General features: G+C 62.9%; 14 protein-coding genes and 1 pseudogene. 4 read left to right on the forward strand and 11 right to left on the reverse strand.

All coding sequences use genetic code 11. The annotated features are described in order from the left end of the window. Position 1: 1 nt before the first annotated feature. Both arsK and IHE39_RS26000 read right to left on the reverse strand, forming a co-directional pair. Entirely contained in the window at positions 2-1,189 is a 1,188-nt protein-coding gene (arsK, locus tag IHE39_RS25995; protein ID WP_192568532.1) for an arsenite efflux MFS transporter ArsK, read from the reverse strand. Positions 1,190-1,482: 293 nt separating this feature from the next. Continuing rightward, positions 1,483-3,072: an ABC transporter substrate-binding protein gene (locus IHE39_RS26000; protein WP_192568533.1), complete on the reverse strand. Its 1,590-nt coding sequence runs from the start codon at positions 3,070-3,072 to the stop codon at positions 1,483-1,485. Positions 3,073-3,370: 298 nt separating this feature from the next. Between IHE39_RS26000 and IHE39_RS26005 the strand changes: the two genes are divergently transcribed. Both IHE39_RS26005 and msrP read left to right on the forward strand, forming a co-directional pair. Continuing rightward, positions 3,371-5,422 (forward strand): elongation factor G, encoded by a 2,052-nt coding sequence (locus IHE39_RS26005; RefSeq protein WP_192568534.1) that lies wholly within the window; start codon positions 3,371-3,373, stop codon positions 5,420-5,422. A gap of 543 nt (positions 5,423-5,965) precedes the next feature. After that, positions 5,966-6,925, forward strand: a complete 960-nt coding sequence (msrP, locus tag IHE39_RS26010) for a protein-methionine-sulfoxide reductase catalytic subunit MsrP (RefSeq protein ID WP_192568535.1) — start codon at positions 5,966-5,968, stop codon at positions 6,923-6,925. A 55-nt stretch (positions 6,926-6,980) separates the two neighbouring features. On the opposite strand, the gene IHE39_RS26015 is transcribed toward msrP, so the two are convergent. Beyond that, positions 6,981-7,403, reverse strand: a complete 423-nt coding sequence (locus tag IHE39_RS26015; protein ID WP_192568536.1) for a GFA family protein — start codon at positions 7,401-7,403, stop codon at positions 6,981-6,983. A gap of 359 nt (positions 7,404-7,762) precedes the next feature. After that, entirely contained in the window at positions 7,763-8,239 is a 477-nt protein-coding gene (locus tag IHE39_RS26020; RefSeq protein WP_184766928.1) for a hypothetical protein, read from the reverse strand. Here IHE39_RS26020 and IHE39_RS26025 point away from each other — a divergent pair. Continuing rightward, a pseudogene (locus IHE39_RS26025) lies at positions 8,196-8,698 on the forward strand (methyltransferase family protein). The gene IHE39_RS26020 and the pseudogene IHE39_RS26025 overlap by 44 nt on opposite strands. 100 nt (positions 8,699-8,798) lie before the next feature. Here the strand turns inward: IHE39_RS26025 and IHE39_RS26030 are convergent. The 5 genes from IHE39_RS26030 to trxB all read right to left on the reverse strand — a co-directional run bounded on the left by IHE39_RS26030 (position 8,799) and on the right by trxB (position 12,370). After that, positions 8,799-9,215 (reverse strand): GFA family protein, encoded by a 417-nt coding sequence (locus tag IHE39_RS26030; protein ID WP_184766927.1) that lies wholly within the window; start codon positions 9,213-9,215, stop codon positions 8,799-8,801. A 147-nt stretch (positions 9,216-9,362) separates the two neighbouring features. Further along, a complete protein-coding gene (locus IHE39_RS26035; protein WP_192568537.1) occupies positions 9,363-9,863 on the reverse strand; it encodes an SRPBCC family protein in 501 nt (166 codons plus the stop codon). A 2-nt stretch (positions 9,864-9,865) separates the two neighbouring features. Beyond that, positions 9,866-10,180 carry an ArsR/SmtB family transcription factor gene (locus tag IHE39_RS26040; protein ID WP_184766925.1) on the reverse strand — a complete coding sequence of 105 codons (315 nt, stop codon included), beginning with the start codon at positions 10,178-10,180 and terminating at the stop codon, positions 9,866-9,868. Positions 10,181-10,467: 287 nt separating this feature from the next. Next, entirely contained in the window at positions 10,468-11,364 is an 897-nt protein-coding gene (locus IHE39_RS26045; RefSeq protein ID WP_184766924.1) for a LysR family transcriptional regulator, read from the reverse strand. A gap of 31 nt (positions 11,365-11,395) precedes the next feature. Then, positions 11,396-12,370, reverse strand: a complete 975-nt coding sequence (gene trxB / locus IHE39_RS26050; RefSeq protein WP_192568538.1) for a thioredoxin-disulfide reductase — start codon at positions 12,368-12,370, stop codon at positions 11,396-11,398. 253 nt (positions 12,371-12,623) lie between these two features. Between trxB and IHE39_RS26055 the strand changes: the two genes are divergently transcribed. Further along, a complete protein-coding gene (locus tag IHE39_RS26055; protein ID WP_184766922.1) occupies positions 12,624-13,094 on the forward strand; it encodes an Lrp/AsnC family transcriptional regulator in 471 nt (156 codons plus the stop codon). 18 nt (positions 13,095-13,112) lie between these two features. Here IHE39_RS26055 and IHE39_RS26060 read toward each other — a convergent pair whose 3' ends face one another. Both IHE39_RS26060 and IHE39_RS26065 read right to left on the reverse strand, forming a co-directional pair. After that, on the reverse strand, positions 13,113-13,904 hold the full coding sequence (locus IHE39_RS26060; protein ID WP_192568539.1) for a glycosyltransferase family 25 protein: 792 nt from the start codon (positions 13,902-13,904) through the stop codon (positions 13,113-13,115). A 35-nt stretch (positions 13,905-13,939) separates the two neighbouring features. Continuing rightward, entirely contained in the window at positions 13,940-14,722 is a 783-nt protein-coding gene (locus IHE39_RS26065; protein WP_192568540.1) for a glycosyltransferase family 25 protein, read from the reverse strand. Positions 14,723-14,726 lie beyond the last annotated feature (4 nt).

Raw genomic sequence — 14,726 nt, forward strand, 5'->3', positions numbered from 1 at the left:
GCTACGGGCGCCCGGCCAGCCTGCCGATAGCGGCGAAGATCAGCAGCGCTGAAACGCCGAGCAGCATGGTGAAGGACAGCGACCACGAAATGCCTATTTTGGCCATGGCGAATGCCAGTGCGAACGGCGCGACCGCCGAGACGATCAGCCGGGCCGACATGGCGCGGCCCTGCAGCCTGCCATAGCCGTCGCTGCCGAACAGCGCCAACGGCAGCGCGCCGGTGACGATGCTGAACAGGCCATTGCCCATGCCGAAGATGATCGCAAACGTCATCGCACCGGCGATCGACGGCGCGGTCGCCACCAACACGCCGACGCCTGAAGTCATCAGCGCCGCCGAAATCGCTGCAAGCGTCAGCGGCGGCAGGTTGATACCGACCACCATGTTGATGAAGCGGCTGAGCACCTGGGCGGGTCCGAACAGCGTGCCGACGACAGCAGCGCTGGCGCCGAGCCCGAGGCCTGAGAGCAGCGGCACCATGTGGACAAGCACCGCAGCGCTCACCAGGTTTTGCACCGAAAGGGCAATCACCATCAGAGCGAAACCGACAGGTCGCACGGCGGCCGCAAGCGAGCCCTCGACATGGTGGTGCGGTTCGGTAGCGACCTGGCCTTGTCCTGTCCGGCCAAACGACAGCCAGGCATGCAGCGGCAGGCAGACGGAGAGGTTGAGGGCGGCGAAAACGAGATAGACTGATTGCCACGACATCTGCGCATGCAGTGCCGTGGTGATCGGCCAGAAGGCGGTCGAGGCGAAGCCGGCGATCAAGGTCAGATAGGTGATGTTGCGCTGCGCGTCGCGTGGCGAGATCTGGACGAGCAGCGCGAAGGCCGCGCCATACTGGACAAGGTTCGAAGCGACCTGGACCGCCACCAGCGCGACGACGAAGCTGATCGTATCAGGTGCTGCCGCGCAGGCGACAAGGGCTGCTGCAGCTGCGGCCGAACCGGCCGTCATGATGCGACCGGCGCCATAGCGGTCGATCCAGTTGCCGAGCCAGGGCGCTGTCAGCCCGCCGACGAGCAGTGCCGCCGAAAGCGCGCCGAACAGCCACTCGACCGGCCACGACAAGTCCTTGGCCATGTCAGCGGCGAGAATGGAAAAGCTGTAATAGAGCGTGCCGTAGCCGATGATCTGGGTGATGCCGAGGGCGATGACGGCGGCAATCGGCGAACGCACGGCGGTCATCAGGAATTCGGCTCGCTCTCGGGCTTCGCTGCGCCCTCCTTCCGATTTCCGCTCTGACAGGTCAAGCAACATCGCGTGCTGGTACAAGCACACCTCGGCGCACCGATCCAGGTCACGCCCAGGCCCGGCCTGTCATCGAGGCGGAGTCACGATGGTGGTGTTCGGCAGCCCCTACCGGGGTGTCCCGAGCTAGGGCCGAGCGGGCCGGCACGCACCGGTGCCGAGCCCTCGCCGCGCTGTCTACTCGATGCCAGAGGCCTGTCACAGGGGAACAGGCAGTCGCCCGGCTTGGCCTAGGCGTTGACCCAGCACTTGGTCAGCGCGTGGCCGCCCATCAGGTCGCCATTCGGATCGTCGACCCAGCCGCGAACCCGAGTGCCGGTCGCATCGATGTAGTTGTTGAACATCGGCACGATGACCCCGCCCTCGTCGCGCAGCATCACGGCCGCCTGGCGGTAGAGATCCTTGCGCTTGGCCTGGTCGAGTTCGCCGCGCGCCGCAAAGATCAGCTTGTCGAAGTCCTCGCGCAGGAAACGCGTGTCGTTCCACTCGGCCTTGGACAGGTAGGCGATCGAATAGACCTGGTCCTGCGTCGGCCGCCCGGTCCAGTAGGACATCGAAAACGGCTGCTTGTTCCACACTTCCGACCAGTAGCCGTCGCCAGGCTCGCGTTTGACCTCTAGCGTAATGCCCGCCTTGGCGGCACTTTGCTGGTAGAGCTGTGCGGCATCGACGGCACCGGGGAAGGCCACATCGGAGGTGCGCAGCAGCACAGGTCCGCTGTGGCCCGACTTCTTGTAGTGGAACGCCGCCTTGTCGGGATCGTATGTGCGCTGCTCGATGTCGTCGGAGAACATCGCATAGGCAGATGTCACCGGCATGTCGTTGCCGACCGAGCCGTAGCCGCTGAGGATCTTCTGCACCATCTCCTCGCGGTCGACGGCGTATTTCAGCGCAAGCCGAAGGTCGTTGTTGTCGAACGGTGCGGTGTTGCAATGGGCGATGAAGACATAGTGCCCCTTGCCCGGCACGTTGCGGATCGTCACGCCCGGCACGCGCTTGATCAGGTCGACGATCTTGGGTTCGACGCGGTTGATCATGTCGACCTGCCCGCCCTGCAGTGCCGATGTGCGGGCCGTGGCGTCGTTGATGACGACGATCTCGACCTGGTCGGCATGGCCGCGCTTGTCCGATCCCCAGTAACCCTTGTGCAGTTCACCGACATGGCGCACGCCCGGCTCGTTGACCACCACCTTGTAAGGCCCGGTGCCGATGGCTTCGGTCGGATTGTCCTTGCCACCATTGGGCTGGATCATAAGGTGATAGTCGCTGACCACGTAAGGCAGGTCGGCATTCGGCTCCTTCAGCGTGATGATGACAGTGTCGCCATCGGCCTTGACGGTGTCGAACTGCTGCACGAAGGCAAGTGCAGCCGATTTGGAGTTGGCGTCGGCATGACGCTCCAGCGTCGCCACGACATCGGCAGGCGTCAGGTCCTTGCCATTGTGGAAGGTCACGCCCTTGCGGATCTTGAAGGTCCAGGTCTTGGCATCGTCGGAGGCGCTGTACTCCTCGGCCAGCCTGTGCTCGATCTCACCGGTCGGCGACGTTTCCAGCATCTGCTCGCCCCAGCAGCGGCCGATGGTGTAGGGCACCTGGCTCGCCCAGGTCGCCGGGTCCTGGCTGTCGGTGGCGGCACCACCGACCATGCCGGCCTTCAATATGCCGCCCTTGACCGGCGCTTGCGCCAGCGCGGCACCGCTCAGCAGCGTGTTGGCCGACAGGGCCGTCACGCCGAGCGCTGCGGCACGGCCGAGAAAGTCGCGCCGCGACAGCTGGCCGCTGACAACGAGGCGGCTGAGATGATCGAGTTCACTGGACATTAGACTGCGTTCCTCCAGATGGGCGCGACTTGATGTCGTCATGGTTCCCCAAGGGAATATTGAGTGGGGCATCCGCCACCCAATGGACTGGGTGCGACATCAAATGCCGCTTTTGGAGCGCGGCGCATTTTGCTTGCCCCAACGTCACGCCCACCATCGCGTTGCTCTTGCCCTGCCTTCAAAGCCGTGTGACGATGTGGGCGACGGGGAGGAAGTCCACAGACGTTGTTGCCCGCGACGGCCGAACAGGCCGGCCGCCGCATTCAGGGAAAAAATGCCTGAGTGGAGGTCAGCTCTCATGGGTAGTCGCGCCGGAGGAAGACGCACGGGACCGAAGTGCATTGCCATCGTCGGTCCCTTCGCCAGCGGTAAAACCACACTTCTCGAAGCCCTTCTCGCCCGCACGGGCGCCATCTCCAAGCAGCATCCGGTCGCGTCGGGCAACACGGTCTCCGACCACTCCGCCGAGGCCAAGGCCCACGCCATGAGCGTCGAGGCGGTCTTTGCCACCACCCAATTCATGGGCGAAAGCATCACCTTCGTCGACTGCCCCGGCTCGGTCGAGTTCGCCTTCGAGGCCGACCCCATCCTGGCCGCCTGCGACCTTGCCGTGGTCGTTGCGGAGCCCGACGAGAAGAAGATCCCCGCCTTGCAGCTGATCATGCGCAAGCTCGACGATCTGGGCGTGCCGCGCATCCTGTTCCTCAACAAGATCGACAAGGCTGCATCAGGCGTGCGCGATACGCTGAAGCTGCTGCAGCCAGTCAGCCGCACGCCGCTGCTTTTGCGCCAGATCCCGCTGCGCAAGGACGGCGTCGTCGTTGGTTCGATCGATCTGGCGCTGGAGCGCGCCTACATCTATCGCGAATATGCCGAGAGCGAGATCGCCGAAATCCCCGGCGACGAGAAGGCGCGCGAGCTTGAAGCGCGCTTCGCCATGCTGGAAACGCTCGCCGACCACGACGACCAGCTGATGGAGCAACTGCTTGAGGAGATCGAACCGCCCAAGGACGAAGTCTTCGACGACCTCGCCGCCGACCTGCGTGACGGCGCCGTCACCCCCGTGCTGATCGGCTCGGCCGAAAAGGGCAATGGCGCGCTCAGGCTGCTCAAGGCGATCCGCCACGACGCCCCCGACATCGAGGCGACGCGCAAGCGGCTCGGCCTTGCCGACGGCAGCGCCGCCGTGGTGCAGGTCATGAAGACCATCCACACCTCGCATGCCGGCAAGCTGTCGTTGTCGCGGATCCTGTCCGGCCAGGTTGCCGATGGCGCCGAGCTCTGGCTCAACTCAACCGACACCGCCAAGGTCTCAGGCATCTACCGCATGCTTGGCAAGGACCAGTCGAAGCAGTCCAACGCCACCGCTGGCGACACCGTCGCTCTCGGCAAGCTTGAAAATGTCGCGACCGGCCAGACCCTGACCTTGGCCAAGGGCGGCATCAAACCGCTTGTCAGCCTTGCGCCGCCGAAGCCGGTCTATGCGTTTGCCCTTCGCCCCAAGGAGCGCAAGGACGAAGTCAAGATGTCGGCGGCGATCCAGCGCCTTGCCGAGGAAGACCCCTCGCTCACCTTGCATCACAACCAGGACTCGGCCGAAACGGTGCTGTCGGGCCATGGCGAGATGCATCTGAGGGTGATCCGCGAACGCCTCGAAGGCCGAAACCAGATCGCTGTCGAAGGCCATGCGCCGGCGGTGCCCTACCGCGAAACCATCCGCAAGGCCGTCCAGCAGCGCGGCCGCCACAAAAAGCAGTCCGGCGGCCACGGCCAGTTCGGCGACGTCGTCATCGAGATCAAGCCGCTGCCGCGCGGTTCCGGTTTCGAGTTCACCGACACTATCACCGGCGGCGTCGTGCCCAAGCAATACATCCAGTCGGTCGAAGCCGGCGCGCGCGACTTCCTCAAGACAGGCCCGCTCGGCTTTCCCGTCGTTGACATCGCCGTCAACCTGTCGGACGGCTCGTACCACTCGGTCGATTCCTCCGACATGGCGTTCCAGATGGCCGCCAAGATCGCGATGAAGGAAGGCATGCCGGGCTGTTCGCCGGTGCTGCTCGAACCGGTCATGAAGGTCGAGATCTTCACCCCCTCCGATGCCACGGCGCGCATCATCGCGCTGGTGCCGCAGCGCCGCGGCCAGATCCTCGGCTACGACGCGCGGGCCGACTGGCCCGGCTGGGACGTCGTCGAAGCGACGATGCCGCAATCGGAGATCGGCGACCTGATCATCGAGCTCCGCTCGGCCACCGCCGGTGCCGCCACCTATCGCGCCGAGTTCGACCACATGGCCGAACTCACCGGCCGCCTCGCCGACGAGGCGATGCAGTCGGGCGGCAAGGCAGCGTGAACTACGTTGCCGGGCGATCTTCGGGTCGCTCGGCAGTGGTCGCGTGGCTGTCTGGTGACGGATGGCGGGGAAGCGCTCCGCCATTTCCAACCTAGCAGCCAATTTCCCAGACCGATACAAACCAGTAACTGACAGGCTCGGTACGAGCCTCATCGCAACGCTGACGATTGGCCAAGGCGATACCCTTCAATCCGTCATTCCCGACCTCGTGAGCGAGTGAAACGAGCGGTGAGTGTCGGGAATCTATGCCGTGAAAGTCGAGCTGCCGCCACGGTCCAGACCGATGCGCCCAAGGTGCGCCGGTGCCCCTTCAGCGCGAGGCTTTCCCCGAGAACCAGGACTACCCGCACCCCACAGCCCGTACCAAACAGACAACACAATCCGACCTCGTCCTCCCGGACCACGCAATACGGCAGCTCACATGCCATCAAACTCCCGTGACCAGGAGAAACACTTGCCCCTCCCCACGCGTATGTGAACGTGACAGCGTTGATTTCGCCGTCCGCAGGCGCGACCTTGCGGCCGGCCTATTGGAGAACAAGCATGGCATTCATACACCGCCGCCGGTCCTGGGCGATCTCAGAAGCCCTGGCCACGCCCGAAGAGATGTTCCTCAACCGGCGCAGCATTCTCGCCGGCATGGGCATTGGCCTCGCCGCTGCCGCCCTGCCCCGTGCGGCGCGCGCCGAGGATGCGGATCCCACCGCTGATCTCTATCCGGCCAAGCCGAATGCGGCCTACAAGCTCGACCGTGCGCTGACGCCCGAAGAGATCAACGCCAACTACAACAACTTCTACGAATACGGCACCTACAAGGAGATCGCGGCGAACGCCCAGCAGCTCAAGACGCGGCCGTGGGAAGTTGAGATCGGCGGTCTCGTCGACAAGCCGATGACGCTCGCCATCGACGACCTGATCCGGAAATTCCCGCTCGAGACGCGGCTCTACCGCCACCGTTGCGTCGAGGCCTGGTCGATGACCATCCCGTGGAGCGGTTTTCCGCTGAAGGCGCTTGTCGCCATGGCGAGCCCCAAGGCGGACGCCAAGTTCATCCGCTTCGAGACCTTTAACGACCCGGCGATGGCGCCAGGCCAGAACGACTTCGTCTATCCCTGGCCCTATATCGAAGGCGTTACCATCGAGGAGGCCGCGCTCGACCTGCCCTTCCTCGTCACCGGCGCCTACGACAAGCCGCTGGCCAAGCAGTTCGGCGCGCCGCTGCGCCTGGCTTTGCCGTGGAAGTATGGCTTCAAGTCGATCAAGTCGATCCGCAAGATCGACTTCGTCGCCGAGCAGCCGGTCGGGCTGTGGGAGGCGATCCAGCCGAGCGAGTACGGCTTCTGGGCCAATGTGAATCCGGAGGTTCCGCACCCGCGCTGGAGTCAGGCCAAGGAGCGCGTGCTGCATACCGGCGAACTGGTGCCGACGCAGCTGTTCAACGGCTATGCGGCCGAGGTCGGCCAGCTCTATGCCGGCAAGGACCCCGCCAAGCTCTACATGTGAACATTCGGGCAAAGGCTCCCGCGTTCTCGCGCGTCCAGTTGGACGCGCGCACGTCCTAGTCGGCTTTTGCCTCGACATGCCACCATTTCGGCCGCCCGCCCTTGAACGAGTGGCCAGTCGGCATGAGCTCGGTCGCGCCCGGCTTGTCGAAGACACCAAGCAGCAGAGCCACGACCGGCGCGTCGTCGACCGCACCAAAGGAGCTGCCGCAGGCCGGGCAGAAGGCACGGCTGGAATAGTCCGACGGGCGATAGACCGCAGGCGCGCCGCCCGGGCCGGTCCAGGTTACCCGTTCGCTTGGAAACTCGACCCACGCAGCGGTCAGCGCGCCGGTGTGGCGCTGGCACATGCGGCATGAGCACGTATGCGGTTTGCCGGCCAGGCCAATCGCCTCAAAACGAACCGCGCCACAAAGGCAGCCGCCGCTGTAGACCTTGGCCTTGGCCGCGCTTGCCTTGTTCACACCTGCTTTACTCATGAAGTACCCCCAAGATGTCTGCGGCCCTGTTTCGCGAAACATGGATTCGCAGCAATGTCGCGCAGCCTTGTTCGGCTGCCGACAAAATAAAAGCGGCGCCCGAGGATATCCTCGGACACCGCTTTTTGCGGACCGTTCCGCGGGAGGCGGGACGGCAGGTCCGCCGCTACGTGGCCAACGTCTTGGGTCGTTGGCAATCTGCTGGACGCGGCGCGTTGCCTAAGCCCGGCACGTTCGGGTGATGCCCCCATCTCCCGACGCACCATCACCGCGTCCATGTAAAAACTAGGCGCGTCGCGGGGTCCGGGGAATGTTACCAGGGGTTACATGTCACTGTTACGCGGGAGATTTGGCCTGTTTCAGGCAACAAAAAAGCCGGATCCAAGAAGATCCGGCTGAGTTTGTTTGGAAGTGCCGATTAAGGCTAACCTCCAGAGGGGAACACTCGAGGGCGCTAATGGGAGGAGGAACGCGCCCTGGAGATGATCAATATATGTGCTCTCCTTGCCCAACAAACAAGCATCTATTTTGCAACGCACGCATGCAAAAACATACAGGCTGTGGTCCAACAATGTTAGAATGGCGATAGGACCAGTTTTCACCGCGAAAATCGCCCTTTGGGCATGTTGCAGCGCACACTCGGCATTCACGCGGGTACCGAAACCGGCCTGAATGCCCTTCATCGGGCAATGCTGGAAAATCGGGCACGACAAGATCATTGTTGCGGCGGAAGCAAAGCCAATAGGCAACATGCCCTGAATGCGACCTGAAAGATCAAGAGGAGTGCAGGCTTTGCGAAAACCATCCGCCATGCTCGGCAGCGCCGTCTTCTTCATCGCCGCGCCTGGCGTCGTCGCCGGCCTCGTACCCTGGCTGCTGAGCCGGCATTACGGCCTGCCGCTCGCGCCCTGGCCGCTGGTCGTTGCCGGTGCGAGCCTCATCGCAGCCAGCCTCGGTGTGCTGCTCCACGCCTTCGCGCATTTCGCGCTGGAGGGGCTCGGACCCCTGCCCCGATCGCACCGACAGACAGGCTGGTCATCGGCGGCATCTACCGCCATGTGCGCAATCCGATGTATGTCGCCGTGCTGTCGATCATCCTCGGCCAGGCGCTGATCTTCGCGCACTGGCCACTCGCAGCCTATGCCGCGCTCATGGCCGCTGTGATGGCGACCTTTGTCCGTCTTTACGAGGAGCCGGTACTCTCCAGGCAATATGGCGACGAGTACGAAACCTACCGGACCAACGTTCCGGGATGGCTGCCGCGCCTGACGCCGTGGCGCGGAGCCAGGAGCTGACTTCCCTAGAGCCTGTTCCATTCGGAATGGAACAGGCTCTAACTTTTTGTTGGAGCATGATCTTTTCCGAAAACCGGCTTCCACTTTTCGGGATCATGCTCTAGCCGTGCGGCATTCGCACGAACGTCCGCAACGCCGGGTCCAACGTGTCCCAGCCATGACCGCGGATGGTGTAGGTGACCGCCTGTGGATGGAACTGGCCCGGATCATCAAGGCTGGCCGCGCTGATCGCGATCAGGTCCGGCATGGCGACGAATGTCAGATAGACCGGCGTCCCGCAGGTCGGGCAGAAGGCGTGGACCTTTTCGTTGCCGCTGTCGGCGGCGACCCGCCATGTGCTCGCTTCGCCGGTGATCGCCATCTCGGCGCGGCGGGGGAAAGTCAGGTACGATCCGTGCCCGGTACCGCTACGCTTCTGGCAGTCCAGGCACTGGCAGTGGTTCTCGAAGATCGGCTCGTTGCTGGTTTCATAGCGGATCGCGCCGCAGGCGCAGCCGCCGGCATAGACCTTGGTCATCGTCATTCTCCTGCTGGCAGATTTGTTGGCGCATGGCCCGAAGATCGGTGCCGATCTTCGGCAAGAATCCTGCGCAAGATCATAGTGCTGGAGCGTCCCTTGCGCCTGGCAAGGCACGCGCGGCGCTCTCATTGGCGCCACAATTGATCAGGCCGCTTTCGGCTTGGCAAAAATGTCGAGGGGACGGCCGGTTTCAAGATAAGACTTCAGGCTCGACAGCACGATCGGCCAGCCCTTGCTGATGCCCTTCGCCATGCCGCCTCCAGCTTCGAGCTCGTCGTGAGTGACGGTCAGCCGAACCATGTTGTCGTATTCTTCGATGTCGAACGTCACCCGGCTGTAGCTTGCCGGATTTGCAGCCTCGGACGGGTCTGCCCAGGTGATGACGAGACGGCTCGGCGGCGCGGTCTCTACGACCTTGCCGACAATCTTGACGGCCCGTTCACCGCTGGCCTGGACATGCTCCCATGTCGAACCCGCGTTCCAGTCGGAGACGTTTTCGTGGCCCCAATAGCGCCTTGCAACATCAGGCCTGGTGATGGCCTCGAACACCTTGTCCGGCGTCGAGACGATGTAGGTCACGTAGACGAAGCTCGTCGTCTCTCGGGTTCCTGTCTTCTCTTGCGTCCCGATCTTCTCTTGCGTCATCGTCATTCTCCTTCGAGCTCTTTCTTCAGGTCGTGCAGCAGGCTGAGCCGCTGACTTTCGAACTTCCGCACCCACCGCTCGTAGACCTCGTGCAGCGGCACGGGATTGATGAAATGCAGCTTCTCCCGGCCACGCTTGACCGTGCTCACCAGATTGGCTGCCTCCAGGATCTCGAGATGCTGCGTTGCCGACTGGCGGGCCATATCGAGGTTGTCGCAGAGCTCACCGAGCGTCTGTCCGTTCCGTTCGCACAGGAGATCCAACAACCTCCTGCGAGTCGGGTCGCCCAGCGCTTTGAAAACCTTGTCAGCGTCCATCGGTCTCGCTCATTTCTAAATCATATTAGGCAGGCAAATACCTGCATGTCAACTCATGCAGGGAAATACCTGCACATCAGATGCCAGCACGGCCATGCCAACGCAATCGGCACGCCCCAAGGCAGCGTCCCGGTCGGAATGCAATGAAGCTGAATGAAGGGCGATCGGAAGCGCCAGCATGCGCGCGGCGGCGAAATCGATTCCGGTGGCTGTCCCAGGCCGCAGGACAGCCCTGCCCTCGCTGACGAGGGCAGTTCACGGCAGGCATGATTGTCGCGGATGCGAGCCTAGAAGGCCCAGCTGCGGGCCTTGGCGATGACGAAGTCGCGGAACACGTGCAGCTTGGCCTGCTCGCGCATCGCATCGGGATAGGCGAAGTAGGTGTCGAAGGACGGTACCTCTGTCTCAGGCAGCAGCTGCACCAGCCCGGCATCCTTGCCGATGACGTAGTCGGGCAGCATGGCAATGCCGGCGCCCGTCTGCACCGCCTTCTTGATCGACAGGATGTCGTTGATCTGAAGCGTCGGCACGCGCTGGCCGCCCTCGAAGTCACCGACCGTTTCCAGCCAATTGAGCTCGCTCAGATGCGTCGGCACCGGCACGCCGAAAGTGACGATGCGGTGGTTCTTGAGGTCGGCGATCGATTCCGGCTTGCCGTATTTGTTGACGTAGGTCGGCGAGGCATAGAGGTGGAAATGCACGGTGAACAGCCGGCGCTGGATCAGGTCCGGCTGCTGCGGCTGGCGCAGGCGTATCGCGCAGTCGGCCTGGCGCATGGTCAGGTCGAGCTCCTCATTGGCGAGGATCAGCTGGATCTGGATGTCGGGATACAGCTCGAGGAACTCCTGGATGCGCTCAGTCAGCCAGCCGGCACCAAGGCCGACGGTCGTCGTCACCTTGAGCACGCCGGACGGACGGTCCTTGGTCTCGGTCAGGCGCGTCTTGATCGTCTCGAGCTTCATCAAGACGTCATGCGCCGTGCGGAACAGCATCTCACCTTGTTCGGTCAGCACTAGGCCACGCGCATGGCGGTGGAACAGCGGCACGCCGATGTCGTGTTCGAGCGCGCTCACCTGGCGCGAGATCGCCGACTGCGACAGCCTCAGCGTCTCCGCTGCGTGCGTGAACGAGCCAGCCTCCGCCGCTGCGTGGAACACGCGCAACTTATCCCAATCCAACGCCATTTTTCCCCTCTTATGTCAGGCGTTTGGTGGCCTATTCGGCCGCTTCGCGATGCACTTCAACTCCGGCCAGATACTTTTCGGCTTCAAGTGCTGCCATGCAGCCCAGGCCGGCCGCCGTCACCGCCTGGCGGTAGATGTCGTCGGTCACGTCACCGGCGGCAAACACGCCCGGCACGTTGGTGCGGGTCGAATTCGCCTCGGTCCAGAGATAACCGTTCGGCTTCTGCTTGAGCTTGCCGACAAACAGCTCGACCGCAGGCGCATGGCCGATCGCCACGAACACGCCATGCGTCGCCATCTCGGTGATTTCGCCGGTATGGACATTCCTGAGCCTGACACCGTCGACCGACGGCGGCAGCGGCTTTTGTGCCGGCGCACCGACGATCTCTTCGACGGCGTGGTCCCAGATCACCTTGATGTTGTCCTTGGCAAACAGCCGCTCCTGCAGGATGCGTTCGGCGCGGAAATGATCGCGCCGGTGTACCACCGTCACCGTCTTGGCGAGATTGGACAAATAGAGCGCTTCCTCGACCGCCGAATTGCCGCCACCGACGACCACCACGTCCTTGCCACGGTAGAAGAAGCCGTCGCACGTGGCGCAAGCCGAAACGCCAAAACCCTGGAAAACCTGCTCGGAGGGCAGGCCGAGCCACTTGGCCTGGGCGCCGGTGGCGATGATCAGCGCGTCGGCGGTGTAGACAGTGCCGGAATCGCCCTTGGCACGGAACGGCCTGACGTCGAGATCGACCTCGGTGATGATGTCGTTGACCATCTCGGTCCCGACATGCTCGGCCTGCGCCCGCATCTGCTCCATCAGCCACGGGCCCTGGATCGGCTCGGCGAAGCCGGGATAGTTTTCGACGTCAGTGGTGATCATCAGTTGGCCGCCCTGCTGCATGCCGGCAACGAGCATCGGCTTGAGCATGGCGCGCGCCGCATAGATCGCCGCCGTGTAGCCGGCGGGACCCGAACCGATGATGAGAACTGGCGCATGTTTGGAGGTCATCGAAGGGCCTTCGTGGTCAATGGAAAAGCAGCATCCCGTCAAACGGGCTGCGGATCGTCCCTAATCTAGGTGTTCACCCATACCCCGCGCAAGGCGGCAAGATGTTACTCCCCCGAAAGCTTGACTGCCCAACCTCCGACACGTCGCCGAATGCGGCATGAAATGCATTTGACTGTGGCTCGGGTTCCCCAACCGATGCGAGTAGTTTAATTACGTGATTGCGCAAGATTCTTGCGTCAATCCTGGAGCACACATGCCCATCAAGGCCGATCTCGACGCCATCGATTGGAAGATCCTGCGCGAGCTGCAAGACGACGGCCGCATGACCAATGTCGAGCTGTCGCGCCGCGTCGGCATCTCGGCGCCGCCATGCCTGCGCCGCGTCAAGCGCCTCGAGGACGAAGGCATCATCCAGCGCTACCGCGCTTTGCTCAACGCCCCGGCACTCGGCATGGACGTCGTCGCCTTCTGCCTCGTCGGCCTCAACCGCCAGTCCGAAGTCGACCTCAAGGCCTTCGCCGATCGCACCCGCAACTGGCCGATCGTCCGCAGCGCCTGGATGGTCTCAGGCGAATCCGACTTCATGCTGCACTGCCTGGCCCCCGACCTCGGCACCTTCCAGACCTTCGTTATCGAAGAACTGACGTCGTCACCCAACGTCGACACAGTGCGCACGGCGCTGACTATTCGTCAGGTCAAGGACGACGGGCTGGTGGCTATCTGAGGGAGTGGAAACCAAGACTCAGGCAAATGGCACCCTGAGCCGCTCTAGGCCACGTAGTCGCGAGTTCAAGAACATCCATGCTTGCCGCAGGGGTCTCACGACCTCTCTCAGCGGCTTGCTCATCTGCTCGCCTCGGCTTTTTAGTTCAGGCCGTTCGTTTTCAAGTGTACTTTCGAAACCGACAACTTGGCTGCCTGCTCCCACCAGCATGTCCTGAATGCAAATTGCGGGTGTCAATTGGTAGATCGTAAGATCAGCCCAAGCCGTAGACGCTGGATTGAACATAAACTGATCGACTGGATCGACAAAATCCTCACTTAATTCAATGAGTTTCCGTGCAGCAGTTTTCGACAAGATGTAGCCGCTTGCGCCAGTATGCGTAGCCCGCAACCTCTTGAGAAAACGTCCCCCAACCATCTTGCTACGCTGTTTCTCAAGTAGGGTGTGCACCCTTGTCGTCTCGAGTTTCACCACATCAGCGTCGCCAGGAATCCAGCCGTCGTTGCTCAGCAGATCGGCGAGGCCAGATCCGAAATGGACGTCGTCCTCGAAGACTACTCCATGCGCGGGGGCAGCGCCCGCGATCGCCTCCCAGCACGCCCGATGGCTGAGAAAGCAGCCGGTTTCCCCTGGTCCGAGCTGGTAGATAAGCCCTGCCCGCTCCGGCTGGCGCAGCTTGCCCTCGGCGATCAGCTTCGCGCCGTCGACAGCCGGAACCCTTGTGAAGTCCAGGCCGAGACCGCCGAAGATCGCGGCCATGCGAGCCAACCGATCAGGCGAGCGATCCAGATTGATCAGGTAGATGTTCATTGGACGACCGTTCACGTCTTGCCCCAGTAGGTCGGTCAGCGGAACCGCACCTTGCCCCATCGCTGCCCGCGGAGACTTGCCCCAACGGAAGCAGCAAGGCGTCCCAGCGGCCTGGCAATCTCCTTCATCAGCTTCTCCGTGCCGTGCGCTTTTTCCTGCACGGGCCGCTCGTGTTTCAGCCCACTGGCCAGCGCATCGACGGAATCGTCCTTGCCGACGACCACCTCCTGTACGCAGATCGCCGGATCGACCTGATAGATAGTCAGCGCATTCCAGGCAACGGAGACCGGATTGAACATGAACTGGTCGACCGGGTCGGCGAAATCAGTGCTCAGTTCGAGCAGCTTGCGCGCACCCTTGCGCGAAACGATGTAGGCACCCGTCCCTGGATGCGTGTCGCGCAAACGCCGCACCGAGCGGTCGCCTGCGCGGGCGGTGCTGCCGCGGTCGACCAGCGTGCGCACGAGTGTCGTTTCGAGCTTCACCACGTCGGCATCCACGGGAATCCAGCTTGTATCCGCAAGCAACTCTCGTGCCCCGGCCCCGAAATGGACGTCATCCTCGAAGATCGCGTTGTATTCGGCTTCTTCCTTCTCGGCAGCTTGCCAGCACTCGATGTGGCTGAGAAAGCAGCCGATCTCGCCGCTGCCGAGGTCGTAGTACATGCCTTTCCGGGAATGACTCGCCTGCCTGTCCGCCAGATCACGGCCGTCGATCGCTGGCACCCTGGTGAAGTCGAGCTGCAGTTCGCCAAACAATGACGCCATGCGATCGAGGCGCTGCGGTGCGCGGTCTAGGTTGATGACAAAAATTTTCATCCCT

Origin of the sequence: Aminobacter carboxidus, from assembly GCF_014863355.1 — a bacterium.
Lineage (GTDB): Bacteria > Pseudomonadota > Alphaproteobacteria > Rhizobiales > Rhizobiaceae > Aminobacter > Aminobacter carboxidus.

Excerpts from the sequence above, each read along its gene's own strand:
- IHE39_RS26055 (WP_184766922.1), top strand. The coding sequence starts at position 12,624 with ATGCCCATCAAGGCCGATCTCGACGCCATCGATTGGAAGATCCTGCGC.
- IHE39_RS26060 (WP_192568539.1), bottom strand. The coding sequence starts at position 13,904 with ATGAACATCTACCTGATCAATCTGGATCGCTCGCCTGATCGGTTGGCT.
- IHE39_RS26000 (WP_192568533.1), bottom strand. The coding sequence starts at position 3,072 with ATGTCCAGTGAACTCGATCATCTCAGCCGCCTCGTTGTCAGCGGCCAG.
- msrP (WP_192568535.1), top strand. The coding sequence starts at position 5,966 with ATGGCATTCATACACCGCCGCCGGTCCTGGGCGATCTCAGAAGCCCTG.
- trxB (WP_192568538.1), bottom strand. The coding sequence starts at position 12,370 with ATGACCTCCAAACATGCGCCAGTTCTCATCATCGGTTCGGGTCCCGCC.
- IHE39_RS26030 (WP_184766927.1), bottom strand. The coding sequence starts at position 9,215 with ATGACCAAGGTCTATGCCGGCGGCTGCGCCTGCGGCGCGATCCGCTAT.
- IHE39_RS26035 (WP_192568537.1), bottom strand. The coding sequence starts at position 9,863 with ATGACGCAAGAGAAGATCGGGACGCAAGAGAAGACAGGAACCCGAGAG.
- IHE39_RS26045 (WP_184766924.1), bottom strand. The coding sequence starts at position 11,364 with ATGGCGTTGGATTGGGATAAGTTGCGCGTGTTCCACGCAGCGGCGGAG.
- IHE39_RS26020 (WP_184766928.1), bottom strand. The coding sequence starts at position 8,239 with ATGAAGAAGACGGCGCTGCCGAGCATGGCGGATGGTTTTCGCAAAGCC.
- arsK (WP_192568532.1), bottom strand. The coding sequence starts at position 1,189 with ATGACCGCCGTGCGTTCGCCGATTGCCGCCGTCATCGCCCTCGGCATC.
- IHE39_RS26040 (WP_184766925.1), bottom strand. The coding sequence starts at position 10,180 with ATGGACGCTGACAAGGTTTTCAAAGCGCTGGGCGACCCGACTCGCAGG.
- IHE39_RS26005 (WP_192568534.1), top strand. The coding sequence starts at position 3,371 with ATGGGTAGTCGCGCCGGAGGAAGACGCACGGGACCGAAGTGCATTGCC.
- IHE39_RS26015 (WP_192568536.1), bottom strand. The coding sequence starts at position 7,403 with ATGAGTAAAGCAGGTGTGAACAAGGCAAGCGCGGCCAAGGCCAAGGTC.
- IHE39_RS26065 (WP_192568540.1), bottom strand. The coding sequence starts at position 14,722 with ATGAAAATTTTTGTCATCAACCTAGACCGCGCACCGCAGCGCCTCGAT.